Annotated in this window: 23 protein-coding genes; 20 read left to right on the forward strand and 3 right to left on the reverse strand. The window is 37.6% G+C overall.

Going from position 1 to position 24,384, the window contains the following annotated elements:
• Positions 1–274: 274 nt before the first annotated feature.
• Entirely contained in the window at positions 275–3,130 is a 2,856-nt protein-coding gene (locus tag RYO55_RS07030; protein WP_314984816.1) for a DNA methyltransferase, read from the forward strand.
• A gap of 237 nt (positions 3,131–3,367) precedes the next feature.
• Here RYO55_RS07030 and RYO55_RS07035 read toward each other — a convergent pair whose 3' ends face one another.
• Positions 3,368–3,784, reverse strand: a complete 417-nt coding sequence (locus tag RYO55_RS07035; RefSeq protein WP_314984817.1) for a hypothetical protein — start codon at positions 3,782–3,784, stop codon at positions 3,368–3,370.
• A gap of 418 nt (positions 3,785–4,202) precedes the next feature.
• Between RYO55_RS07035 and RYO55_RS07040 the strand changes: the two genes are divergently transcribed.
• Genes RYO55_RS07040 through RYO55_RS07050 form a run of 3 tightly spaced genes read left to right on the forward strand, consistent with a single transcriptional unit; the run spans position 4,203 to position 5,865 of the window.
• Positions 4,203–5,018 (forward strand): class I SAM-dependent methyltransferase, encoded by an 816-nt coding sequence (locus tag RYO55_RS07040; RefSeq protein ID WP_314984818.1) that lies wholly within the window; start codon positions 4,203–4,205, stop codon positions 5,016–5,018.
• Positions 5,019–5,027: 9 nt separating this feature from the next.
• Entirely contained in the window at positions 5,028–5,375 is a 348-nt protein-coding gene (locus RYO55_RS07045) for a nitrous oxide-stimulated promoter family protein (protein WP_004696632.1), read from the forward strand.
• A complete protein-coding gene (locus RYO55_RS07050) occupies positions 5,365–5,865 on the forward strand; it encodes a folate family ECF transporter S component (protein ID WP_004696629.1) in 501 nt (166 codons plus the stop codon). The genes RYO55_RS07045 and RYO55_RS07050 overlap by 11 nt, the downstream gene beginning before the upstream one ends.
• Before the next feature lie 77 nt (positions 5,866–5,942).
• On the opposite strand, the gene RYO55_RS07055 is transcribed toward RYO55_RS07050, so the two are convergent.
• Positions 5,943–6,221, reverse strand: coding sequence for a glutaredoxin (locus RYO55_RS07055; protein WP_302498133.1), 279 nt, complete (start codon positions 6,219–6,221; stop codon positions 5,943–5,945).
• A gap of 192 nt (positions 6,222–6,413) precedes the next feature.
• Between RYO55_RS07055 and ilvB the strand changes: the two genes are divergently transcribed.
• From ilvB to RYO55_RS07115, 12 genes are all read left to right on the forward strand, one after another.
• Positions 6,414–8,141, forward strand: coding sequence for a biosynthetic-type acetolactate synthase large subunit (gene ilvB / locus RYO55_RS07060; protein ID WP_314984821.1), 1,728 nt, complete (start codon positions 6,414–6,416; stop codon positions 8,139–8,141).
• An 8-nt stretch (positions 8,142–8,149) separates the two neighbouring features.
• A complete protein-coding gene (ilvN, locus tag RYO55_RS07065; protein WP_314984822.1) occupies positions 8,150–8,662 on the forward strand; it encodes an acetolactate synthase small subunit in 513 nt (170 codons plus the stop codon).
• Positions 8,663–8,846: 184 nt separating this feature from the next.
• Complete coding sequence (locus tag RYO55_RS07070; protein WP_314984823.1) at positions 8,847–9,437, forward strand: carbonic anhydrase; 591 nt, start codon at positions 8,847–8,849, stop codon at positions 9,435–9,437.
• Positions 9,438–9,443: 6 nt separating this feature from the next.
• Positions 9,444–10,766, forward strand: a complete 1,323-nt coding sequence (locus tag RYO55_RS07075) for a fibronectin type III domain-containing protein (protein WP_314984824.1) — start codon at positions 9,444–9,446, stop codon at positions 10,764–10,766.
• A 227-nt stretch (positions 10,767–10,993) separates the two neighbouring features.
• On the forward strand, positions 10,994–12,181 hold the full coding sequence (locus RYO55_RS07080) for a M20 family metallopeptidase (protein ID WP_314984826.1): 1,188 nt from the start codon (positions 10,994–10,996) through the stop codon (positions 12,179–12,181).
• Between the two features lie 20 nt (positions 12,182–12,201).
• A complete protein-coding gene (gene argF / locus RYO55_RS07085; protein WP_353843743.1) occupies positions 12,202–13,212 on the forward strand; it encodes an ornithine carbamoyltransferase in 1,011 nt (336 codons plus the stop codon).
• A gap of 110 nt (positions 13,213–13,322) precedes the next feature.
• On the forward strand, positions 13,323–14,273 hold the full coding sequence (argC, locus tag RYO55_RS07090) for an N-acetyl-gamma-glutamyl-phosphate reductase (protein ID WP_314984828.1): 951 nt from the start codon (positions 13,323–13,325) through the stop codon (positions 14,271–14,273).
• A 10-nt stretch (positions 14,274–14,283) separates the two neighbouring features.
• Positions 14,284–15,141 (forward strand): acetylglutamate kinase, encoded by an 858-nt coding sequence (gene argB, locus RYO55_RS07095; RefSeq protein WP_314984830.1) that lies wholly within the window; start codon positions 14,284–14,286, stop codon positions 15,139–15,141.
• An 81-nt stretch (positions 15,142–15,222) separates the two neighbouring features.
• Complete coding sequence (locus RYO55_RS07100; protein WP_314984832.1) at positions 15,223–16,410, forward strand: aspartate aminotransferase family protein; 1,188 nt, start codon at positions 15,223–15,225, stop codon at positions 16,408–16,410.
• Positions 16,411–16,547: 137 nt separating this feature from the next.
• Positions 16,548–16,730 carry a hypothetical protein gene (locus RYO55_RS07105; protein ID WP_004696604.1) on the forward strand — a complete coding sequence of 61 codons (183 nt, stop codon included), beginning with the start codon at positions 16,548–16,550 and terminating at the stop codon, positions 16,728–16,730.
• 190 nt (positions 16,731–16,920) lie between these two features.
• A complete protein-coding gene (locus tag RYO55_RS07110) occupies positions 16,921–18,099 on the forward strand; it encodes an amidohydrolase (RefSeq protein ID WP_314984834.1) in 1,179 nt (392 codons plus the stop codon).
• 168 nt (positions 18,100–18,267) lie between these two features.
• Positions 18,268–19,461 (forward strand): MFS transporter, encoded by a 1,194-nt coding sequence (locus RYO55_RS07115; protein ID WP_314984835.1) that lies wholly within the window; start codon positions 18,268–18,270, stop codon positions 19,459–19,461.
• A 137-nt stretch (positions 19,462–19,598) separates the two neighbouring features.
• Here the strand turns inward: RYO55_RS07115 and RYO55_RS07120 are convergent, their stop codons facing one another.
• On the reverse strand, positions 19,599–20,585 hold the full coding sequence (locus tag RYO55_RS07120; protein WP_004696596.1) for a GMP reductase: 987 nt from the start codon (positions 20,583–20,585) through the stop codon (positions 19,599–19,601).
• Positions 20,586–20,768: 183 nt separating this feature from the next.
• Here RYO55_RS07120 and thiT point away from each other — a divergent pair, with 183 nt between their 5' ends.
• The 4 genes from thiT to RYO55_RS07140 all read left to right on the forward strand — a co-directional run bounded on the left by thiT (position 20,769) and on the right by RYO55_RS07140 (position 24,299).
• Positions 20,769–21,299 (forward strand): energy-coupled thiamine transporter ThiT, encoded by a 531-nt coding sequence (gene thiT / locus RYO55_RS07125; protein WP_105086691.1) that lies wholly within the window; start codon positions 20,769–20,771, stop codon positions 21,297–21,299.
• Positions 21,292–22,416, forward strand: a complete 1,125-nt coding sequence (gene mobB / locus RYO55_RS07130; protein WP_314984838.1) for a molybdopterin-guanine dinucleotide biosynthesis protein B — start codon at positions 21,292–21,294, stop codon at positions 22,414–22,416. The genes thiT and mobB overlap by 8 nt, the downstream gene beginning before the upstream one ends.
• Complete coding sequence (locus RYO55_RS07135) at positions 22,397–23,632, forward strand: molybdopterin molybdotransferase MoeA (RefSeq protein WP_314984839.1); 1,236 nt, start codon at positions 22,397–22,399, stop codon at positions 23,630–23,632. Before mobB ends, RYO55_RS07135 begins: the two co-directional genes overlap by 20 nt.
• A 331-nt stretch (positions 23,633–23,963) precedes the next feature.
• Positions 23,964–24,299: a cupin domain-containing protein gene (locus RYO55_RS07140; RefSeq protein WP_024062212.1), complete on the forward strand. Its 336-nt coding sequence runs from the start codon at positions 23,964–23,966 to the stop codon at positions 24,297–24,299.
• Positions 24,300–24,384 lie beyond the last annotated feature (85 nt).

Below are 24,384 nucleotides of genomic sequence, written 5' to 3' on the forward strand. Positions count from 1 at the left end.
AGCGCCGGTCTCCGGAACCGGGTGCGCAGGTTCGAATCCTGCTAGGCGCACCAATGCAAAAAAGGCTTCTCGAGATATCGAGAAGCCTTTTTGTATAATTATATATTTTATATATTAAAATAAAGATGTATATATAATGTAATTTAACAAAAAAATTTATTGATTATCACACATATCTTGAGACTCATATTTTGTTGCAGAAATAAATGTTATAATAGATAAAACTTAGGTATTTTATCGATAGTAGATTGATTTATATTTATTGGGGAAATATATGTTAACACATAATGAACAAAAACGAGCTGCAAAAACATTTAAAGATAAATGGATTGATATTTTAGATAATAAGCATAATGAAGTACAGTTAAAAGATGCATTTTGGATAGATTTATTAACTAACGTTTTTGGAATATCTGATGCTGTTAATTATATAAATTTTGAGAAACCTATAGAGCTTGATAAAATGCTTTCATCTATAACCGCAGGAGATAAATCTTATAAAGGGAGAATTGATGCATATATTAAGTCCACAAAAGTCCTAATTGAACAAAAAGGACCAAATGTGGATTTGAATAAAGGGGTAACTCAATCTGATGGGCAAAAATTACGCCCTATAGATCAAGCTAAAAGATATGCATATTCATTAGGTATTGATGAGATGCCTTCAAAAATAGTTGTTTCAAATTTTAAAGAGTTTCATGTTTATGATATGCGCACTCCAAATGCAGAACCTCATATTATAAAATTAGAGAACCTTGATACTGAATTTACTAGATTAGGATTTCTAACCTGTGTAGACAACACTCACTTAGAAAGAGAAATGCAGATTTCTATGGCTGCGGGTGAGATTGTAGGGAAAATATATGATTTACTTTATACACAATATGAAAATCCTGAACTAATGTCATCATTACATGCAATAAATCAGCTATGTGTACGTATTGTATTTTGTCTTTATGCTGAAGATGCGGGAATATTTGGTTCTAAATCAATGTTTCATGATTATTTAGCACAATTTGAAACAAAGCATATCAGAAGAGCACTTATTGATTTGTTTAATGTCTTAAATACTCCAGTAGAAGAGAGAGATCATTATTTGAATGATGATTTGGCTGCTTTTCCTTATGTAAATGGTGGTATGTTTGAGGATAATCAAATGGAGATTCCCCAATTTACCGATGAGTTACGTGTACTAATCCTAGATAGTGCTAGTGCAAGTTTTGATTGGTCACAAATAAGTCCTACAATTTTTGGGGCAGTCTTTGAAAGCACGCTTAATCCTGAAACTCGAAGAGAGGGGGGGATGCATTATACTTCTATTGAAAATATACATAAAGTTATAGACCCACTATTTTTGGATGCTTTAAGAATAGAACTAAATGAAATTAATTTGATAAAACAACCAGCAGCTCAGAAACGTAAGGCATTAATATTTCAAGAGAAGTTAGCATCTTTAACTTTTTTAGACCCTGCATGCGGTTCAGGGAATTTTTTAACGGAAACATATATATCTCTACGTAATCTTGAGAATGAAGCAATTAGTCTTATATATGGTAAACAAAGTATGTTATCAGTTATGACTGATAGTATTATTAAAGTCAGTATTCAACAAATGTTCGGAATTGAAATAAATGACTTTGCAGTATCAGTAGCAAAAACAGCATTATGGATTGCTGAAAGTCAATTAATGGAGAAGACTAAAGAAATTATTTATAGTAATGATACATATCTTCCCTTGAAAGCATATAATAATATAGTAGAAGGTGATGCATTAAAACTTGACTGGAACACTGTAATTCCAAATAAAGATTTAAAGTATATTATTGGTAATCCGCCTTTTAGAGGTAGATCTAAACAATCTCAAGAGCAAAAAAATAGTTCTGAGTATGTATTTGGTGCAAATTTTAAGTATGGTCAACTAGATTTTGTCGCATCTTGGTTTGTAAAAGCTGCAAAATATGTTTTTAATAGTGATATTCAAGTTGCATTTGTAGCAACGAATAGTATTGTTCAAGGTGAACAAGTTAGTACTTTATGGACTGAAATGAATAAATATAACGCGGAAATAATATATGCCTATCAACCTTTTAAGTGGGATAGCGAATCATCAAAAAAAGCAGCTGTGACCGTAGTTATAATTGGATTTCAATACAAGGGTTCTAAATCTATACAGAAAAAGTATTTATATTCTGATAAACAAACTTATCAAGAAGTTAAAAATATTAATGCATATTTACTTAATGCGCCAAATATCTTAATGAGTCGTATTGCTAAACCACTATCTGGTCAAGCTAAGATACTTTATGGAAGTAAGCCAAATGATGGTGGAAACTTTATTTTAACCAGTGATGAGAAAGATGATTTATTAAAGCAATATCCAGAAGTAGAGCCTTTGATTAAAGAGTTTATTGGTGGCAAAGAATTATTAAAGGGGACAAAACGATATGTAATATGGTTAAAAGATGCTGATCCCAATTTATATCTTAACTGTCCACCAATTTTAAATCGAATAGATGCAGTAAAATCTTATAGATTGTTGAAGGCAAAAAATAAAACGAGTAATGCTAGTTCAATAATAGAGAAACCTACGCTGTTTGCAAGTATAGCTTCAATTAAAGGTAGCCATTATATTGCTATACCAGAATATTCTTCAGAGAGTCGAAAATATATTCCAATGCTTTATTTGGATAAAGAGGTTATTGCATCTAATAAACTTTATATGGTTGATGATGGTTCATTATATGAGTTTGGTGTATTAGAATCTAATGTTCATATGGCTTGGATGAAAACATTTGGTGGAAAGCTTGAATCAAGATATGCTTACTCTAGTGGATTTGTATATAATACATTTCCTTGGCCTAAGCCCACAGAATTACAGAAAACAAAAATTGAGCAAACAGCTAAAGAAATTTTAAATATCAGAGCTAAATATAAATGTATTAGTTTGGGAGATTTATATTCTCCTAAGAAAATGCAAGCACTTTATGATTTGACCAAAGCGCATCAAGATAATGATAAAGCTGTAATGGAGGCTTATGGTATGGATCTTTCTATAATAAAAACAGAAAGCCAAGCAGTAGAGTTTTTAATACCATTATATGAAAAATTGTTATCTAATAATATGGAATGATCTAATAAATTACTATTTTAGATGGTATGAGTAAAAGTGTGGCTTGTATTAGTAAAGATATGATTGAGAAAAGGGATAATATTCACTTTCTTGTAATGGTTCGAATCCTGCTAGGCGCACCAAATAAAAGGCTTCTCGATTTCGAGAAGCCTTTTTGTATGTCTATAATTAGTCTATAGGACAGAGAATTATATATTTGTATATCATAATTTAGCGTACTTTATTGTTCTAACTTTACTATCTATATTTATTACACTGAATTCCTCTAGATCTAAATTCATTCATGAGTATATTTATTGATTTATCAATGATTTCTTCATTTGTTATATATACCATCTTTTTGTAATAGACCGTACCATCAAATTCTATCCAACAGCTTGTCTTACCATTTTGTTTGCAAATCTTTATTCTGCCTGCCCAGCTTCCCATACTGCGGAATTTTTTGCCCTTAGAGAAGCGTACTTCTCGAATATCTTTTAATTTATAGGTTCTTTTCATTAATCCAATGCCTATTGAGACTTGATCATCTGTAAAATAAAGAAGTTTATAACGATCTTCAGGAGGCATAGATCTAATTATAGATAGGTTATACGTAGCAAATGTCACTGCGATAGCGACTAATACAAACATTAGGATTATCATATATTTTCCCATACTTTTAAGTCCTCCTTTTCTTTATTATAATAAATATAAGTAATATATGAAATAATGTATATAGTCAACTTTAAAGTGTTATTTGTATGCATTAATGGGAAAGAAATAAATGGCGATACATGTATGAACTACATAGAGATATATAACTACATGAGTTGAGTTGCTGATAAGATTTCGATATAGAGTTTTATATTTAATAATATCGAAATAACATAATAAATGTGATTTGAGTAACACATTTTATTTTGAGAACGATGTACAATAAGAATAGCTATATGGAAATCTGAACATCCTAGCCGGAACACTAGGACATATAGGGGAGCGTTAAATTACATAGTGAATTTAACTAAGTGAAAATTACTTATATATGTATCTATAACTCATTCGTTTGGGGATGCAGCTATTTAGAGGGGATAATATGACAAACAAAATACAAGAGCTTACCGTCAATGAAACTTGGCGTGATGAGCAAGACGCATGGAACCATCGTTCCGAGTACTTTGTAGAAATGCACAATCGCGAGGATCGCAAGGCACAGGTCACTGATTTTTTAGCCTTTTTAAAGGATGAAAATTTATTACCTTCAGCGAATGGTCGTACGCTTGATGTAGGTTGTGGTGTTTGTGACTACGCACTTGGGTTAGCTAGGGAAGGCTATAAAGCGACTGGTATCGATTTATCTGATGGTATGATTCGCGGTGCTAAACAATTGGCAGAGTCAGAAGGTTTAGATCTTAGCTTATATATCGGACCTTGGTCTGATGAAACTCGTCAAGAACTAGGTTGGGATAAAAGCTTTGACTTGGCATACAGTATCTTCTGTCCAATTATGTTTAATGTAGAAAATATTCGCGCCATGCACGATGCAAGTAATGATAAATGCTTGTGGATTGCTTTCAGCGAACGGAGCGACGAAATGGTAGATATGTTATCTGAACATTTCTTTGGCCGTGATTCTTTCCCGTGGGATGGCAAGATGAAAGAATGTTTAGATGCAATTCATGAGATGGGGCGTAATGTGAAAGTAACCTACAAAACGGTTCTTGAAACAGAGGTTATGTCTCTTGAAAAGGCGGTTAATTACTTTACCATGCGACTTCATAATAATGGATGGGGAGATATGGAAGACATGAAAGAAGAGATTAGAAATCTCATTGAGCCACTAGCTATTGATGGAGAAATCCATAATAAGACTATTGATAAGGTGGCTTGGGTTTCATGGTCTGTGAAATAGGAGAGAAACATGACAGTTGATGAGAAACGTAAGTTAGAACTAAAAACTATGTACCAGATTATTGGCATCTATTGTCATAATAAGCACCACACTCCTAAAGGACAACTCTGTGAGGAGTGTCAAAAAGTTTGGCAATATGCTGAACATCGTATAGATGTATGTCCTCATATGGAAAGCAAGACCTTCTGCAGCGTATGTAAAACGCATTGCTATGCTCCTACATATCGTGAAAAAATACGTGAAATCATGCGCTATGGTGGTCCTAGAATGTTATTTATATCACCAATTCAAGTTATTCGCCATATGTATTTAGAGTGGAAGGATAGAAAAAGGAGTCGTACTTCTTATGAAAACTGATATGATTGTAAAGACAGGAATGTTTGTAGCATTGACGGTTTTACTATCTTATATATTTGCTATTCATACTACATTTATACATATTACCTTTGGATTTTTATCAACCGCTATATTTGGTATTCTTTATGGGCCTATGGCAGCAGGTATAATGGCTGCTATTGCCTGTTTTATAGGTATGTCTTTATTTGGACAAGGGGTATTCTTTCCCGGCTTTATCATATCTGAATTTCTTGTAGGCTATGTGTATGGGTATTTTTTACACGGACGTAATGTTACATTTAAACAATTACTTTTACCGGAGACGATTGTTACTGTATGTATACATCTGATATTAAATACAATATGGCTCACAATATTTTATAACAAAGCAGTATCTGCTATATTTATTGGACGTCTTATTAAAAATATCATTTGTTTCCCATTAGAAATTGCATTGATTTTAATTGTGTATAAGGCAGTCAGTAAGTTTATGGTACAAAAAAAGCCATAATCTTACAGTATACTAAAATGCACCCCTAACATTAGATTATATGTTAGGGGTGCATTATTATTTGTAAATATAGCGTTTTACGCGAGTGCTTTGTCCAATACAGTTTTGATTAAAGATTTTGTTTGGACATAGCTTTCACCAGGTTGCGCCTCGTATTGTTTGTCGAGGTCGAACCATAAGTTCGGATAGTATTCATAAGGGTGAGTTTTGAAGAGCTCATGAGCATCTTGATCTTCAACCCAGTTGATATGAATATCTGCGTATGCAGGATTTTCTGCAACGAGTTCATCGATAGCACGGAATGCATTAGCGCAATAAGGGCAACCGTTTAAATGGAAACCTAATATTTCTTTCATGATATTCAGTCCTTTCAAAATAGAATCTACATATATTTCTATAATTTGAGATTTTATACATATTCATGTACCACAACATATGGTACACTACTGAGTATAACATATCTATATAAGATATTCAATTTTTTAGATATATCAGATGTGAATATTGAGAATTCGATATGCATGCATTATATAAATAAGGAGATACCTATGATTTCAGGCGCACAGTATCTGGTAAAAGCCCTTCAAGAGGAGCAGGTAGAGTTTTTGTTTAACTATCCTGGGGCCGCAACCATCGACATCATGGATGAATTATATAAACAAGATCAGGTAAAGGTTATCTTGCCTCGTCATGAGCAAGCATTGGCTCATGCGGCAGATGGATATGCTCGTAGTACCGGTAAAGTAGGGGTTTGTATGGTAACCTCTGGACCTGGTGCTACAAATCTTGTGACTGGTATTGCTACTGCTTATTCTGATAGTATTCCGCTCGTTTGTATTACAGGCCAAGTTGACTTGGGTCTGATGGGCAATGATGCGTTCCAAGAAGTAGATACTGTTGGCATTGTACGCAATATCTGTAAATATGCTGTTACCGTTCGTGATCGTAAAGAGCTTGGCCGTATTTTGAAAGAAGCCTTTTATATTGCTCGCACAGGTCGACCAGGCCCTGTGGTTGTGGATATTCCTAAAAATATTCAAAAGGCTATGGGGTCTGATGAGTATCCTACTGAGGTTAATATTCGCGGTTACAAACCAAATACCACTGTTCACGTAGGTCAAGTAAAAAAGGCCTGTTCTATTATCAGTAAAGCTAAAAGGCCTCTATTCCTATTAGGCGGTGGGGTAAGCATTAGTGGTGCTAACGAGCTTATGATGGAGTTGGTAAACAAAACGGGAATTCCTGTTGTAACGACCTTGATGGGGAAAGGTGCGGTAGATACGCGACATCCGCTATACTTAGGCAATGTTGGTATTCACGGTGGATATGCACCAAATGTGGCACTCACAGATTGTGATGTGATGATTTCTATTGGTACCCGTTTTAACGACCGCATTACAGGTAAATTAAGTACCTTTGCACAAGATTGTAAGATTATCCATATTGATGTGGATGCTGCATCTATTTCTAAAAATATTAAGGTCGATATTCCAATCGTAGCAGATGCTAAATTAGCTATTGAAAAATTATTGGAATATATTGAACCTCATGATCTTGGTGATTGGCCTGAACAATTGCAACAGCTTAAAGTAGAACGTCCTGTTACTCAAGCTGATGAAGAGGGGCTAACACCTCAAACTGTTATCGATTACATTAATAATCACTATGAACGTCCTATTGTTACAACCGATGTAGGGCAAAATCAATTGTGGACTACTCAGTTCCTTGAGATAAAAGGGCAATATCAAATGTTGACGTCTGGTGGCCTAGGTACCATGGGTTATGGTTTCCCTGCTGCCTTAGGTGCGCAAATGGGAAATCCAGATAAGCGCGTGTTTGCCATCTGTGGTGATGGTGGCGTGCAAATGAATATCCAAGAGTTTGCTACTGCTATGCACTATCGTTTGCCTGTGACACTGATTATCTTAAATAATGGTTTCCTTGGTAATGTGCGTCAATGGCAACAATTATTCTACGATAAACGGTATGCTTGTACGAATTTGATGATGGATGAAAGCGCCCTCGTAACGCGTGATGTGATCGATAATGATGAGTTTGAATATGTACCGGACTTTGTAAAATTGGCAGATGCTTATGGCGCAAAGGCAATGCGTATTACTAAGGTAGAGGACATAGAAAAAGGGTTCCAATTGGCGGATACTTTCAAAAATGGTCCAACCTTACTAGAGTTCATCATTCCAACGGAGCTCAATGTATTACCAATGGTACCAGCAGGTAAGTCTTTAAGTGATATGTTGTTAAAGGATAAAAAATAGGAGGGGCTATGGAAGTACATATGAAAAAACGCTGTATTTCAGCGTATGTAGAAAACCAAATCGGTGTATTGGCTAAAATTTCTGGCCTCTTTGCTGGTAAAAACTATAACCTAGATACATTGACGGTAGGAGAAACAGAAGACCCTACTATGTCTCGTATGACGATTGACCTTACTTGTGATGATTTGACGTATGAACAAATTATTAAGCAACTAAATCGAAGCGTAGAGGTTATTAAAGTTATCGACTTTACAGATATGGCGATTACAAAAAAAGAGTTACTATTTATTAAGGTTAATAGTTGTAAGGAAGCAGATAAACAAGAAATCTTCCGCATTGCTCAAACTTTTGATTTATTAGTAGTAGATTATAATCGCAAGTCTGTACTCGTACAATGCGTAAAGACCGTATCTAAAAATAATGACATGATTGCCTTATTTAAAGATATGTTCGTCAATCGTATTGAAGTTGTACGTGGTGGTAGCGTAGCTATCGAAGCATTATCTACACCTGATAGATAATGTGTGTACTCTAGCATTTTAAAAGCGATTTAGGTCTATTCAAATATATAATACATGTATTTGAATAGACCTATTTTTTGTGGCTTAAAGCGTGTACAACTTAATATGATATAATATGTATATCGACCATTATTGATATAGAGACCTTGGTTGTATGCCAAAGTCTTTTTATATAGGAGGTACTATGAGCTTATTAGATGATATTTTAGCCCATAATCGAGAATATGTAGAAGATCAAAATACAGGTTATGTAGATACAGATACAAAGTGTAGTAAAATGCCTAGTCGTGAAATGGCAATTGTTACATGTATGGATACACGTCTTGTTAACTTCTTAGAAGATTCCATGGATATTGGGCGCGGTGAAGCGAAAATCGTAAAGACTGCAGGTAACTGTATTACTGGTTCCTTTGATGGCGTTGTACGTAGTTTACTTGTTTGTATTTATGAGCTAGGCGTTAACGAAATCTTTATCATTGGTCATCACGAATGTGGTATGGCAAAAACTACGGCAAAAGATCTAACAGAAAAAATGTTGGCTCGTGGTATTGCACCAGAAGCGATTCATATGGTCCGTAAAGAAATGGAACGCTGGGCTGATGGCTTTACACATCCTGCTGAAAATGTAGAGGATACAGTAGACGAATTGCGTATGAATCCTTTGATTCCTAAAGATGTGCCTATTCATGGTCTTATCTTCCATCCTAGAACGGGTGAAATCGAAGTCATTGTTAATGGCTACACACAAATGAAACAATATTACGAAAAGAATTAGAATTATATGAACAAAAAAAGATTAATTATATCCGTGCTAGCCATTATTGCCTTGGTCTGTGTTACTATAGGTGGATATGTCCATAAAGATGCCATACAGAGTCGTATAGCTAGAACAGCGGCTGTGGTAAGTGGACAAGAAATTAAGCCACTCCTCGATTCTGAAAATCGTTATATTAGGCAAATTGTAGCTCAAGATAACAGCACGAGTCGTACTATTATGTGGCAATCAGATAGCAGCGAAGCTGATGCGGTAATAGAGTATCGTCTTGTTGGATCCGATACGACTCAAACGATAAGAGCTACAGACAAAGCTTTTACCGATGATGGTAGTACTACCTATATCCATGAGGGGACATTAACTGGTTTGGCGCCTAATACTAAATATGAATATCGTGTTGGTTATGGTAGTGATCGTCGCAGTGATTGGTATTCATTGGAAACCGCAGGCGCTAAAGAATATGATGTCCTTATCTATCCAGATTCGCAGTCTGGTGATTATTCCGAGTGGGAACGAATTGTAAAAGATTCAGCAAAACGCAATCCCAATACAGCCTTGTATATTAGCATGGGTGACCTTATAGATAATGGAGAGCAGGCCTATCAATGGCGCACTTGGTTAAATTCCATTAGACCGTTGAGTGCTAATGTGCCGTTAGCAACGACATTAGGCAATCACGAGATGTATACATTAGATTGGAAAATGCGCGAGCCTTATGCGTATTTGAATTACTTCGCAGTACCACCTAATGGGAATGAAATTTTTAATCGTCGTTATTATTCCTATGACTTCGGTGATGTTCATTACGTTGTATTAGATACAATGTTATATGAAAGCAATCATGAGGATAATCATGATACGCATCATCCTGATTTATACGATGTACAGGTTCAATGGTTACGCCAAGATCTTGCAGCTAATACGAAAAAATGGACTGTCGTTCTTATGCATAGAGATCCATTCCAATATGCCTTTGACCGACCAGGTGCAAGTCGCGATGTAGGTTTTGATGATGAGGGTGTATTATTTATGCCTATCTTCGATGAGTTTAATGTAGACTTAGTTTTATCTGCTCATTTACATACATACCGCAACCGCGGTCATGTGCGAAACTTTGATCGAGACCCATCTGGTCCACTATATATCCTTACAGGGATAGCTGGTGATGCACGACGTCCTAAGTGGAAGCAACATCCATTAGATGTATATGTAGCACCTCAGCCTGAAACGAATAATTATATGTCTATGACAGTGACACCGAATAAGCTGATTGTAAAATCATTTTTACCTGATGGTACTCAACTCGACGAATCAGTCATTGAAAAATAAGAAAAAGACACCTTTTTTGGAAGGTGTCTTTTTTGTCTATTTTTCTCTAATCAAAGGTTGCAAGAATCTATAAGTAAAATTGATTTACAATATAACAAATAAAAATACGGAAGATTTGTATAAATACTTGCTAATTATGGTAGGTAGTATTATAATACGTGTATAGATTATAAAAATACACAAAATATGTATAAAATATACATATCGTGTATAAAGGAGATAGCCTAATGAATGCATTACAAGATTTAATTAAGATATATGCCTCCCAATATAAAGAACAAGTTGTGGAATGGCGCCGACATATTCATAGTCATCCAGAGCTATCTGGTGAAGAAAAGAATACATCTTTATTTATTCAAAAGGTGCTTGGTGAACTAGGAATTCCCTTTGTAAACGATATTTCTGATTATGCTGTTATCGGTAAGATAGAAGGTGCTCATACAGGCCCTGTTATTGCATTGCGTGCCGATATGGATGCGTTACCCATACATGAAATAACGGGATTCCCCTTTGCTTCACAAAATGAAGGTGTTATGCATGCCTGTGGTCATGATAGCCACATGGCAATTTTACTTGGTGCAGCGGCGATTCTACAATCTATTAAAGATCAATTACATGGGACCGTGAAACTCGTATTTCAACCTTCAGAAGAAGAAGCTTTATTTCCAGGGGCTCAAGGCATTGTCGATAGCGGCATCCTCGACGATGTGGATGAGATATATGGACTTCATGTGTGGCCTCAATTGCCAGTGGGAACTGTAGGTCTTAAAAAAGGTAATCTCATGGCTGCATCCGATCACTTCCTCGTACACATTAAAGGGAAAGCTACTCATGGTGCAGAACCTCATAATGGGGTAGACGCAATAGTAGCAGCCGCAAACTGGATTGTAAATGTGGAGTCCATGGTAGCTCGTGAAACGAATCCCATGGAAAATCTCGTGTGCACAATTGGAGTGATTAATGGTGGTGACCGATACAATGTGGGCTGTGGTGACGTGTATCTTGAAGGTACTTGCCGTACCTATGAACCAGAGAAACGTGATTATATTGAGCGACGTTTAAGTGAAAGCTTACAGGCCCTAGATGTGATGTTTAAAACGGAAAGCACCTTGGACTATAAACGTGGTCATGGTGCTACTATCAATGATCCAGAGGCCATCGATTATGCCACATCTATTGTAGAAAAATATTTTGGCAAAGAAGCGGTGGTACATCCTGAATTCCCGTCTATGACGGCAGAAGACTTCTCCGCCTATCTTCATAAGATTAAAGGTGCTTTCCTTTGGTTAGGCACTGGCTTTGAAGGCAATCCAGCGTTGCATAATGCAGCTTTCACCATCGATGAAAGTATTCTTGAACCAGGTATCACAATGATGGCAGCGTTGGCCGCCGAATTTTTACAAGAAAAGATGTAGTTTACATATAAGAGGTTATCATGAAAAGTTTACAACATAAATCATTTAAAACAATGCTTCCATATACACCAGAGGAAATTAAGTATTTTTTGGATTTAGCAGCGAAGCTAAAAGCAGATAAAAAAGCGGGCAAGGAAATTAAAACATTAGAAGGTAAAAACTTTGTTCTAATTTTTGAAAAGGACTCAACACGGACACGTTGCGCTTTTGAGGTAGGTGCTGCTGACCAAGGTGCTTTTACAACATATCTTGGACCTACAGGGTCCCAAATGAATAAGAAAGAATCTTTAAAGGATACCGCTCGTGTTCTTGGTTCCATGTATGACGCTATCGAGTTTAGAGGATTTGACCAAGAGGACGTAGATACATTGGCGGAATACTCTGGTGTGCCAGTTTGGAATGGGCTTACGGATATGGATCATCCTACACAAACATTAGCAAATTTCTTAACCATACAAGAAAATATCGACAAATCGTTGAATGAAATTTCCTTTGCTTATGTTGGACATGGTCAATCAAATATGTGCAATGCCTTGATGAGTGGTGCCGTTAAAATGGGGATGGATTTCAGACTTATTGGTCCTAAACAATACTGGCCAGCTGGTCCATTCTATGAAGAGTGCTTAAAAGTGGCTAAAGAAACAGGTGCTACTATTACTTGCACAGATGATGTAGCTGAAGGAGTTAAAGGCTTAGATGTCATTTACACTGGTGTGTGGGTAACGATGGGTGATACTTACGATATGTGGGAGGAACGTATCAATACCTTTAAACCATTCCAAGTAAATGCAGAAATGATGGCATTAACTGGCAATCCAAATACTAAGTTCTGCCACTGTTTGCCAGCGTTCCACAACACAGAAACACAAGTAGGTAAAGATATTTATGAACGGTTTGGCATGAATGGCATTGAGGTGACCGAAGAGGTATTCGAAGGTCCAAACTCTTTAGCGTTCCAAGAAGCAGAAAATCGCCTCCACACGATTAAGGCAGTTATGGTTGCTACCTTTGGAGATTATCCATTGAAATAAATTCATTCTCCTAAATGGTAATGAATCGTATAGTTTGTTTCCTATTTATATTGGGTAAAGGGCTATATAAATAGGTGTGAGTCACCAATAGGTGAGAATTGAGGTTTATTATGACACCCCATAGAGTATTTATTGTTGGTCATGAAGGCACAACTGGTCTTAGAATTCATGAACGATTATCCGATAGAAAAGATATAGAACTCTTAGCCACAGCTGATGAGGATCGCAAAAATCTTGAGGCTATTAAAGTGGTTGCAAAAAAAGCGGATCTTGTATTTCTATGTTTACCTGATGTGGCTTCTAAGGAAATTATGGCCGCTATTGGTGATTTTCCATGTAAGGTTATTGATACTTCTACAGCGTTTAGAACTACAGCTGGTTGGGCATATGGGTTCCCAGAACTAGGTGAAAGCTACAAAACAGCTATTGCAACTAAAAAACATATTGCAAATCCTGGCTGTCATGCGAGTGGTATGATTGCTTGTATAGCGCCTCTTGTAAAAGCAGGGCTCGTGCCAGCGGATTATCCTTTCACCATTACATCTTTAACAGGTTATAGCGGTGGTGGTAAAAAGATGATTGGCCAATATGAAAGTAATCCAAAAGACTATTTCCTTTATGCTCCTCGTCAATATGGGCTTGGTCAAGAACATAAACATTTACCTGAAGTACAACATGTATGCGGCATTAGTGAAGCGCCAATTTTTATGCCAATCGTTGATGACTACTACTCTGGGATGGAGGTTACAGTAGGTATTCATAGTCGTTTATGTCATAAACCTGTTTGCATTGATAAGGTGCAACAAGTATTAGAAGACTTTTACAAACATAGTACGATCATTACGGTCGCGCCATTTACTGAAAATAGTAACACTGGCATGTTAAACGCTAATCAATTAAGCAATACGGACCGCATGAAAATCTATGTGACTGGTAACGATGAACGCATTATGGTTCACGCTATATTCGATAATTTAGGTAAAGGTGCATCTGGTGCGGCTGTTCAATGCATGAATATCGCATTAGGTTTGCCAGAAGAGACTGGATTGGTATTGGGGTAGAGGTAATACTATGAAGGACGTAACAAATGCAATGCGGGCGCAGATACTAACGGCGGCCGTTCCATATATAAAACAATATACCGATCAGTATGTTGTCGTTAAATACGGCGGCAATGCCATGGTTGATGAAGAGTTAAAAAAATCTGTCATGAAGGATTTACTATTACTTCAATTAGTGGGGGTCAAAGTAGTCCTTGTTCATGGTGGTGGCCCAGCTATTAATAGTACCTTAGAGGCGATGCAAATTAAATCACATTTTGCTAATGGATTACGCGTTACAGATGAAGCAACAATGAATGTTGTACAAATGGTATTAGCCGGCAAGGTGAATAAAGGTCTCGTAGCGGATTTAACGGATCTAGGTGGTAAAGCTGTTGGCCTCTGTGGTGTGGATGGCAACATGATTCAAGTTCATAAACAAAACGAAGAACTTGGTTATGTAGGTTATATTGATACTATTGATACGAGCATTATCCATGACGTAATTAGCCGTGGCTATATTCCGGTTATTTCTTCTATCGGCATGGGTGCCGATGGTAATACTTACAATATTAATGCTGATACGGTAGCCGCAAAGATTGCAGGCGCTCTCAAGGCGGAAACAATGGTGGCTATGACCAATATTGATGGTGTACTGCGAGATGTACATGATCCAGATTCTTTAATTTCTAAAATTACAATGGCTGAGGCAGCTCAGTTAAAAGCCGATGGTATCATTGCAGGAGGTATGATTCCTAAAGTAGATTGCTGCTTAGAGGCCATCGAAGCAGGGGCACAGAAGGTATTTATCATCAATGGTGAAATTCCACATGCCATTCTTATCGAACTATTGACCGATGAAGGTCTTGGTACCATGTTTGTAGCTTAAAATAGTAGATATAATTTTGGTAATCATCTGACTACCTTTTATATAGATGACGGCGGCAAGGCCGTACGTTTGGAGGATATCATGAATAATACAATGGATTTTGAAAAACAAGATAAAGAATATATAGCCAATACGTATGGTCGGTTTAACGTATGCTTTGAAAAAGGGAAGGGTTCTCTCTTGTGGGACGTAGATGGTAAAGAGTACATCGATCTTGGCTCTGGCATTGGTGTAACCGCTTTTGGTGTTGACGATGATGAGTGGACTGAGGCTGTTACTAAGCAGTCTCATGCGTTGAATCATATTTCTAATTTATACTATTCTTTGCCGCAAATTGAACTAGCGAAACAGCTCTGCGCGAAAACGGGGATGAAAAAGGTGTTTTTCTCTAACTCTGGTGCGGAGTCTAACGAATGTGCTATTAAGGCAGCGCGTAAATACAGCCATGACAAATACGGCGAAGGTCGTCATGTAGTTGTTACCTTGGTCAATAGTTTCCACGGTCGTACTATTACCACCTTGTCTGCTACAGGACAAGATGTATTCCATCAACATTTCTTCCCATTTACGGAAGGCTTTATTCACACTCCGGCCAATGATATTGATGCAGCGTTGAAAGTCCTTGCTGATCCAGCTGTTTGTGCCATCATGATGGAGCCTATCCAAGGTGAAGGTGGGGTTATGCCCTTAGATAAAGAGTTTGTCCAAGCGGTAACAAAATATGCGCATGAACACGATCAACTGGTACTCATCGATGAGGTACAAACTGGTAATGGTCGAACTGGTAGTCTATATGCATACCAACAATTTGGCATCGAACCAGATGTGGTATCTACTGCAAAAGGCTTGGCGGGAGGTCTACCAATGGGGGCTACTTTGTTCAATGAAAAGATGCAGTACGTTTTAAATGCTGGTGCCCACGCTACTACCTTTGGGGGAAATCCAATCTGCGCGGCAGCAGGGAACACTATTATTAGCCGGTTAACTCCTGAATTTCTCGATTCTGTAAAAGTAAAAGGGGAATACGTAAAATCTACCTTAACTGGTAAACCTGGTGTCATTGGTGTTAGTGGTATGGGGCTCATGCTCGGTATTGAGACTACAGTAGATGCAAAAGCTGTCATTGCAAAATGTTTAGAAAAGGGCGTAGTATGCTTATCTGCTAAAAATAAGGTACGACTTTTACCAGCCCTTAATATTCCACAAGAACAATTAGAAAAGGCGATACGTATTTTGGCTGAAGTGATTGAAGAATTAGCTGCAAAATAAGAATTCGTCTAGCTTTCATAAATATTGTTTACTATAGTTATGTAACATTGAACTATGGAAATAAACCGATGATTATATAGACTTTAGTCCGTATTCGTGTTACCCTAGAAGAAACAGTCTATATTGGAGGAGTAAATATGAATACAGAATCCTTACGTAATGAAGTATTGGTTCCGGCGGTAGCAAAAACGTTGGACATTGCTGCAAAAGCAAAACCTACAAAAGAAGAAATTATCACAACGGCGAAAATCACCGCTGCTGTGACAGTTGCAACAGCTGTTGTATCCTTAGCGGTACAAGCAGTATTGCGCAACCGATAAGAAACTGAGAAAACGACATGGCGCTGCCTGTCGTTTTCTTTTACATTTATCCTGTTATTCCCCTAAATAAGGGGTTTTTCTTGGCGCATGTAGATTGTGTATTTATAAATTCGTAGACTGTATAATCGTTATATATTAGTGATGCATATTGATATGTAATTGATATACTGATATTAGAGGAGGCGATACGATGCATAGTCGCGATTTAATAGAGCAATATAAAAGCTACGTTCAAGATTGGCGTAGATATTTTCATAAACATCCAGAGCTCAGCAACGAAGAGTTTAAAACGACAAAGACACTCGCTAAAGAATTAGGATCGATGGGCGTAGAGGTTCATGTAGACACAGAACGTGGTATAGGCTTAATCGGTATTATCCATGGTGCTAAGCCTGGAAAGGCTATTGCATTGCGCGCCGACATCGATGCACTGCCTGTTCATGAACATAATACAGTGGACTATAAATCTGAAGTAGAGGGTAAAATGCATGCTTGTGGTCATGATGGACATATGGCTATTTTACTAGGTGCGGCAAAGATGTTAATGTCTATGAAAGACCGCATCGAAGGCGACGTATATTTAGCCTTTCAACCTGCTGAGGAGACCGGGGCTGGGGCACCAGATTTCATCAAATTTGGCGACTGGTACGATAAGGTGGATGCCATCTTTGGTGGACATGTATGGATTGACTTACCAGCAGGTTTTATCTCTGTAGAGGAAGGCCCACGTATGGCTGCAAGTAGTCAGATTACTATCAACGTAAAAGGCAAACAAGGCCATGGTGCGCAGCCACACCAAGCGGTCGATGCTATCGTGGTGGCTAGTGCCATCGTTATGAATTTGCAAACCGTAGTGTCTCGTAATGTTAGCGCGTTAGACTCTCTTGTACTAACTATTGGGAATATTCATTCTGGATCTGAATGGAATGTTATCCCTGGTGAAGCGAAAATGGGTGGTACCATTCGATTCTTTGATCCTGATCAAGAAGAGTATTATGTTGAATCCATACGCCGCGTAGTAGAACATACGGCTGAAGCTTATGGCGCGACTGCTACATTAGAATATGTAAAAAAAGTACCACCTACTATTAATGATCATGAATCCAGTGAACTAGCAGAACGTGTTGTTATTGATACATTAGGTAAAGACAAGCTTTCTAAGATGCGTAAAGTAATGCCTGGAGAAGATTTTGCATGGTATTTACAAGATAAACCAGGATGCTTTGCTTTTATTGGTATTCAAAACCCTGAAGTAGAGGCTACCTTCGACCACCATAATAATAGATTTAATATGGATGACTCCGTACTATCTGCGGCATCAGCGGTGTATGCGGAATATGCCATTGCTTGGTTACAAGAAAATAAATAAATTTTAATCTGATAAACCCCTTTACATTTTTCGTAAAGGGGTTTATCATATTCCAATATTAAATCATATGTAATTAAAATGGTTTCCTGTTAAAGTACAAGTTTTAGTATTTTGCGGATAAAAAGGGCCTTTCTTCGCCGGACGGTTCTAGAAGCCAGAAAGGATGTAATGAACGATCAAGTTTCTATTTCAACAGCAAATATTCGTGGTGCTTTTGGGGCATTTTTTATCCCTGGTATGTATACAGCTTTATGGGCTGGTTTTGTGCCATATTTAAAAGCAAAGCTTAGTATTGGTGAAGATGTATTAGGTTCCATGATTTTGTTGCTCGGTGTAGGTTCTTGTTTATCCATGGCTATAGCAGGTAAGCTTGTAGAAAGCTTTGGGTGTAAGAGAGTCGTTTTATTGGCTAGTTTTATTGGTATGTTATCTCTTGCTGTTATTACCATGTGTTCTACCATTGCTACTACAACAGCTGCTTTATTCTTCTTTGGCATTGGTACAGGCCTAAGTGCGGCATCGGCTAATTTACAAGCCATTTTAACTGAAAAGGTGAGCAAAAAGCACTTGATGGGTGCCTATCATGGTGGGTGGAGCTTAGGTGGTTTTGCCGGTGCTGGTGTTTTGCTCGTGCTTTTAAAAATCTTATCGCTGCCTGTTAATCAAAGTATTTGGGGACTTCTCATCGTACTATTTATTGCCATGGTTATAATTAGCCAATTTATGTTAACCTTTGGTAGTAATCCAAATGCAAAGGTTACTAAAAAATCTAAAAGCCCATTGTCCTTTCATCCAATCGCTCTTATTTTTGGTTTATTGTCCTTTGTTTCTTACTTGGTAGAAGGTGCTGTAGGGGATTGGAGTGCATTATATTTATTTGAAGATAAAGGGATTGTTATCGAAGAGGCTGTCATGGGTGTAATGCTCTTTAATGGTACTATGTGTATAGGCCGTTTGCTTGGTAATAGATTAGGTAAACACTTAACATCAAAGCAAGTTGTTGTTGGTGGCTACTTACTTGGCTCTATTGCGATGGGGCTTATCGTGTTCTTGCCAGGTCATGCATCTATGTATACTTACTTATTATTGGGTATTTCATTAGCTATGATAGTACCAAACCTATTCTCTGCAATGGGGGAACAAAATGTCATTCCTATGACACAAGCGGTCGCAACATCCACAATGCTCGGTTATATGGGTATTTTGATGGGACCTGCTTTAATTGGTTTCATTGCGCACGGTACAAGTCTTACAGTAGCATTTATCGTATTGACTACATTGCTTGTTGTAAGTGCAGGTATTGGTAAATACGCATACCATTTAATGAGTAAAGACTGTGGACTTAGTGAAGAACAAATTTAATAGCCTATAATTAAGGAGCTACGATTCTCATATCGTAGCTTCTTTTTCATATTTTTATATTTTATGTATTTCACGCATTAAAAAGCCACAGGTCTAGAACCTGTGGCTTTTAGAACTATCATTATATATTGATTAGATTAGCGATCGCCATTGAAGATAGAGTTTTTAACAAGTACATAGTCTACTTTGCGAATGGCTTGTAGAGTCGTACCGCCAGCGTAAGAAATAGCGGATTGTAAATCTTGTTCCATTTCAGTTAATGTATCGAAGATAGAACCTTTGGAATCGATGAAAATCTTTTTGCCTTCTACGTTTTTGCGTTCCCCTTTTTGGAACTCAGAAGCAGAACCAAAGTATTCTTTTACAGCTTTACCGTCAACGATTTTTTCTTCCCCTGGGGATTCCTCGTGACCTGCAAAGAGGGAGCCAATCATAACCATGGTAGCACCAAAGCGAATGGATTTTGCGATGTCGCCATGGTCACGAATACCGCCGTCAGCGATGATAGGTTTAGTAGCTGCTTTTGCGCACCAGCGAACAGCAGCTAATTGCCAGCCACCAGTACCAAAGCCGGTTTTCAATTTTGTGATACATACTTTACCAGGACCGATGCCTACTTTAGTCGCATCAGCACCAGCATTTTCTAGTTCACGAACTGCTTCTGGAGTGCCTACATTACCAGCGATAATGAAGGTTTCAGGTAAGTTCTTTTTTATGTATTGGATCATTTCGATGACCGCATTGGAATGACCATGTGCAATATCAATAGTGATATATTCTGGGGTTAAGTTTGCTTTCTTAAATTCATCAACTAAAGCAAATTCTTCAGCTTTTACGCCGATAGAAATAGAAGAATATAGGTTAAGGTCGTGCATACGTTTTACAAAGTCCATACGACGTTCTGGTTGGAAACGATGCATGATATAGAAATACCCTTCACGAGCTAATTTTTCAGCCAACTCTTCGTCGATAATAGTTTGCATATTAGCAGGTACTACTGGCAAGCGGAATGTGCGTTTACCTAATTTTACATGTGTATCACATTCGCTACGACTGGAGACAATACATTTGTTAGGAATCAATTGCACGTCTTCATAATCAAAGATGTTAGTTGTATTAATCATAGTTTCTATATCTCCTTCGAGTATTACATATTGAACCTGTACCATTATACAAGAGACTCATAAAATTTTCAATACGTTCCGAATATTTTGTTTGGTGTAAGGGATAAACTGTAGTACAATACAAGTAGATTGTATAAATAATATATTCATTTATAGATATATGGTAAAAGGAGGTTGATTAATGTGGAACAGTCTAAAACCCGTATGCTTGCTGAAGCTGGCGTAGCAATTGCCATTGCTCAAGTGTTGTCATTTATTACGATTTTTCATATGCCACAGGGGGGCTCTATTAAGGCGGCAGCTTTGGTACCACTCATGATTTACGCATATCGTTGGGGCGGAACACGAGGTATCTTCGTAGGTGTTGTATATGGTATATTACACTTTATTTTAGGCTTTAAATCATCTGTTCATTATTTAAGTATTGTATTAGACTACTTGGTTGCTTACGGTGCTATTGGCGTTTGTGGTTACTTTAAAGATTCTCTTTCTGGACTTATCACTGGATCCATCGTAGGTATTGTATTGCGTTGGGGGGCATCTGTTACGAGCGGTGCTGTAGTCTTTGCTAGCTATGCTCCGCAAGGGCAGAATCCTTGGGTTTATTCTATGATTTATAATGCATCCTATATGGTGCCAGATGGCCTTTTAAATATTGCGGTTTTACTATTCATTTACCAAGGTGTTAAACGAGGTTTACAACGTCGTGGATAAATTAGGTTTAATTATTTTGGCTGGAGGACTCAGCACTAGAATGGGGCAACCTAAAGCTTTGTTGCCTTGGATTAATGGTGAAAGTCTTATATCTCATGCCCTTCGTAAGGGCTTAGATGCAGATATTCAAGATATTCTTATCTCCATCGGTGATGACGAGCAATTAGGACTTGCTATACAGACCCATATTATAGATACATTATCGAACGATGAGAAAAATAAGGTTTCTATTGTTCGGGATTCTGTTGGGCGATGCGGACCTTTAGGGGGGCTGTATAGCACTCTAGCGGTTGGTACTAGTTCTGCTTATGCAGTAATGGCAGTAGATATGCCATTCATGGAAATGGATTTGTATTATGATTGGCTCTATCAAGTAAATCATAATGATTGGAATGCTATTGTTCCTTATGGTGAAAGTGGTAAGTCTGAGCCTATGGCCGGTATTTATAGACCACATATTGCATCTTTAATTCAATCTATTCTTGTTAGTGAAGATATGTCCTTGCATCATGCTCTTGATGTTATTGGTCATGTTGAATCCATTGATGCTTGTGACTATAGCTGGGAATTAAGTAATATTAATCGCTTTGAAGATTATCAATGGGCACGAGCTTTGGCGGAAAATGAATTTCGCCGTGTACCTTTAATTAGTGTGGTCGCATCAAAACGTAAAACGGGTAAGACAACTGTTGTAACGCGTCTTGTGCCTGAGTTACAAAAAATCGGTTTATCCGTTGGTGTTGTCAAAAGCGATAAACATGGCTTTCAGATGGATCATGAGGGAACAGATACAGATCTTGCTTATAAAGCTGGGGCTGATGCGGTTGCTATTGCAGGGCCTACTGAAACAGCGATTCGCATACGTACAAAAGAACAGTCAAACCTGTACGAAATATCACAGTTTATGCCTGTAGATATAGTTATACTAGAATCACGGTCTCAAGGGATTGCCCCTATTATAGAGGTTACCCAAGAGGGACATACGGAAGAGCTTATCTCGGATAACATGGACCGAGTGGCGACGATAGAAATTGGCAAGTTAGATCAAGACGTACCTGAATTGGTACGTCACATACAGGAAATGATGAGGAGTTTAAATGGCCGTCGTTACTGTTGAGAAGGCACTCCAATTGTGGGATGAAGCCTTACAAACGCAAGTTCATAAAGTTGAAACAATAGATGTTAAGGCTGCGAAGGGGTACGTGTTAGCAGAGGATATTATTGCTCCCACAGATGTACCTGCATTCCCAAAATCTGCTATGGATGGTTATGCCATCGTCTATGAAGAAGGCCGTAATGAATATATCGTTGACGGTATCATTGGTGCTGGTGTTGTATGGGAACATCCCGTAGAAGTTGGTCATGCGGTGCGTATTATGACTGGTGCAGCGGTACCAGATACATGTGATACTGTCATCATGCAAGAACAAGTGGTTGGCACTGGTGAACCACAAACTACAATTACGATTCAAGGCAAATATCATTGTGGTGATCATATTATTCCACAAGGTGAGGAGTGTAATGCCGGAACTATTGTGATTCCACGAGGTACAGAGGTAACATCTACAGTACAAACCATTTTGACGGGGCTTGGTATGACGAAAATATCTGTTAATGCCATGCCTCGCGTGTTAGTTCTTACCTCTGGTCACGAGGTTATTGAACCTAGTGAAAGTTTAACACCTGGTAAAATTTACAACTCTAATCGAGCTATGATTTGTGGGCTCTTGGAGGATTTAGGGTTTCACAAGATAACACACTATCATGTAAGTGATGCCCCGGAGGAGCTAGACTCTGAAATCAATCATGTTTTGAAACTTAGTGAAGAAGCAGATGTTATTATCAGTTCTGGTGGTGTATCGGTAGGTCTTTTTGATACGATGCCTCTTATTTATGAAAAACTAGGGGCAAAATCTATCTATGCCCGTATTCAAATGCGACCAGGTGCAGCATCTTATGGTGCGGTTACCCCAAAAGGTCAGATTATCTTTGGTTTGTCCGGTAATCCAGGGGCTGCCTTTAATGGGTGGCATTTAATCGTAGCACCTACCTTGAAGCGTTATAAGGGGTTGGCTAATTGGACGACTCCAGTGGTGGCTTGTGTAATGGATACAGAAATCTTCAAACGCAATGCCTTTGATCGTTATGTACAAGGGAAAGTCATATTTTGCGGTGGAGCGCCACGTTTTGTGGCTAATCGTCACTTTAATAGTAGTAGTATGTTAGGGCTATATACTGTGAATGCGTTGGCATGTATTCCACGAGGGATTCATGAAGTACATCCTGGTGATACATTTAATGTGTATCTATTAGACTTGCTGCCTGCAGTTTAGAACGTATTGATTTTTAGATTCTTACTCTAAGGCTTTAGAGTTATAGATACAAATATATCTAGTTAAATAACTATAATATTTATAGTTAATCATAATATAAAAAGACGAGGTCTCTTAGGAGTCCTCGTCTTTGCGTTTATTCAAAACATTTCGTTTATCCAAAAATATTTTAAATTTTGTCACCAAAGATACTGAAATTTAATCTCAATTAAATTATAATAAAATTAAGGGAAGGATATTTTTTAGTTATATCAATTGGGTTTTGATAAAACTGTTTAAATCTACTTTTTATTTACTTTTACTATTATATAGCTATTAAGGAGTGATTTCTATGAGTAAGACTTTCACAAAAAATATTCCGGTAAATGAAATTTTACATCTAGGTGAGCATCTAGACTATAAAGAAGGGCAAGTGATTAGTATTACGATTGCCCAAAATGAACGCCTCAGCATTACTTTGTTTGCGTTACCAAAGGGGGAAGAAATTTCTACTCATGTAACAGTAGGTGATGCGATTGTTCAAATTCTCGATGGAGAGGCGCACATCGTTGTTGGTGATACAGAACACAATGTGAAGGCTGGTGAAACCTTGATCATGCCATCTGAAGTGCCACATAGCCTCGACGCACGAGAAAGCTTCAAGATGCTGTTGACCGTAGTTAAATAAATATATCATAATAAATGCATCCCTTGTATTTGCGAGGGGTGCATTTTGATATTCCATATTTGACAATTTTGGTGGCTGGTGGGAT

The sequence above is a fragment of the uncultured Veillonella sp. genome (genome assembly GCF_963551295.1).
Classification (GTDB): Bacteria; Bacillota; Negativicutes; order Veillonellales; family Veillonellaceae; genus Veillonella.

Excerpts from the sequence above, each read along its gene's own strand:
- argB (WP_314984830.1), top strand. The coding sequence starts at position 14,284 with ATGAAGGACGTAACAAATGCAATGCGGGCGCAGATACTAACGGCGGCC.
- ilvN (WP_314984822.1), top strand. The coding sequence starts at position 8,150 with ATGGAAGTACATATGAAAAAACGCTGTATTTCAGCGTATGTAGAAAAC.
- RYO55_RS07030 (WP_314984816.1), top strand. The coding sequence starts at position 275 with ATGTTAACACATAATGAACAAAAACGAGCTGCAAAAACATTTAAAGAT.
- RYO55_RS07135 (WP_314984839.1), top strand. The coding sequence starts at position 22,397 with ATGGCCGTCGTTACTGTTGAGAAGGCACTCCAATTGTGGGATGAAGCC.
- RYO55_RS07140 (WP_024062212.1), top strand. The coding sequence starts at position 23,964 with ATGAGTAAGACTTTCACAAAAAATATTCCGGTAAATGAAATTTTACAT.
- RYO55_RS07115 (WP_314984835.1), top strand. The coding sequence starts at position 18,268 with ATGAACGATCAAGTTTCTATTTCAACAGCAAATATTCGTGGTGCTTTT.
- ilvB (WP_314984821.1), top strand. The coding sequence starts at position 6,414 with ATGATTTCAGGCGCACAGTATCTGGTAAAAGCCCTTCAAGAGGAGCAG.
- RYO55_RS07105 (WP_004696604.1), top strand. The coding sequence starts at position 16,548 with ATGAATACAGAATCCTTACGTAATGAAGTATTGGTTCCGGCGGTAGCA.
- RYO55_RS07055 (WP_302498133.1), bottom strand. The coding sequence starts at position 6,221 with ATGAAAGAAATATTAGGTTTCCATTTAAACGGTTGCCCTTATTGCGCT.
- RYO55_RS07120 (WP_004696596.1), bottom strand. The coding sequence starts at position 20,585 with ATGATTAATACAACTAACATCTTTGATTATGAAGACGTGCAATTGATT.
- RYO55_RS07075 (WP_314984824.1), top strand. The coding sequence starts at position 9,444 with ATGAACAAAAAAAGATTAATTATATCCGTGCTAGCCATTATTGCCTTG.
- RYO55_RS07070 (WP_314984823.1), top strand. The coding sequence starts at position 8,847 with ATGAGCTTATTAGATGATATTTTAGCCCATAATCGAGAATATGTAGAA.
- RYO55_RS07050 (WP_004696629.1), top strand. The coding sequence starts at position 5,365 with ATGAAAACTGATATGATTGTAAAGACAGGAATGTTTGTAGCATTGACG.
- RYO55_RS07080 (WP_314984826.1), top strand. The coding sequence starts at position 10,994 with ATGAATGCATTACAAGATTTAATTAAGATATATGCCTCCCAATATAAA.
- RYO55_RS07100 (WP_314984832.1), top strand. The coding sequence starts at position 15,223 with ATGAATAATACAATGGATTTTGAAAAACAAGATAAAGAATATATAGCC.
- RYO55_RS07035 (WP_314984817.1), bottom strand. The coding sequence starts at position 3,784 with ATGGGAAAATATATGATAATCCTAATGTTTGTATTAGTCGCTATCGCA.
- RYO55_RS07040 (WP_314984818.1), top strand. The coding sequence starts at position 4,203 with ATGACAAACAAAATACAAGAGCTTACCGTCAATGAAACTTGGCGTGAT.
- RYO55_RS07045 (WP_004696632.1), top strand. The coding sequence starts at position 5,028 with ATGACAGTTGATGAGAAACGTAAGTTAGAACTAAAAACTATGTACCAG.
- RYO55_RS07110 (WP_314984834.1), top strand. The coding sequence starts at position 16,921 with ATGCATAGTCGCGATTTAATAGAGCAATATAAAAGCTACGTTCAAGAT.
- argF (WP_353843743.1), top strand. The coding sequence starts at position 12,202 with ATGAAAAGTTTACAACATAAATCATTTAAAACAATGCTTCCATATACA.
- argC (WP_314984828.1), top strand. The coding sequence starts at position 13,323 with ATGACACCCCATAGAGTATTTATTGTTGGTCATGAAGGCACAACTGGT.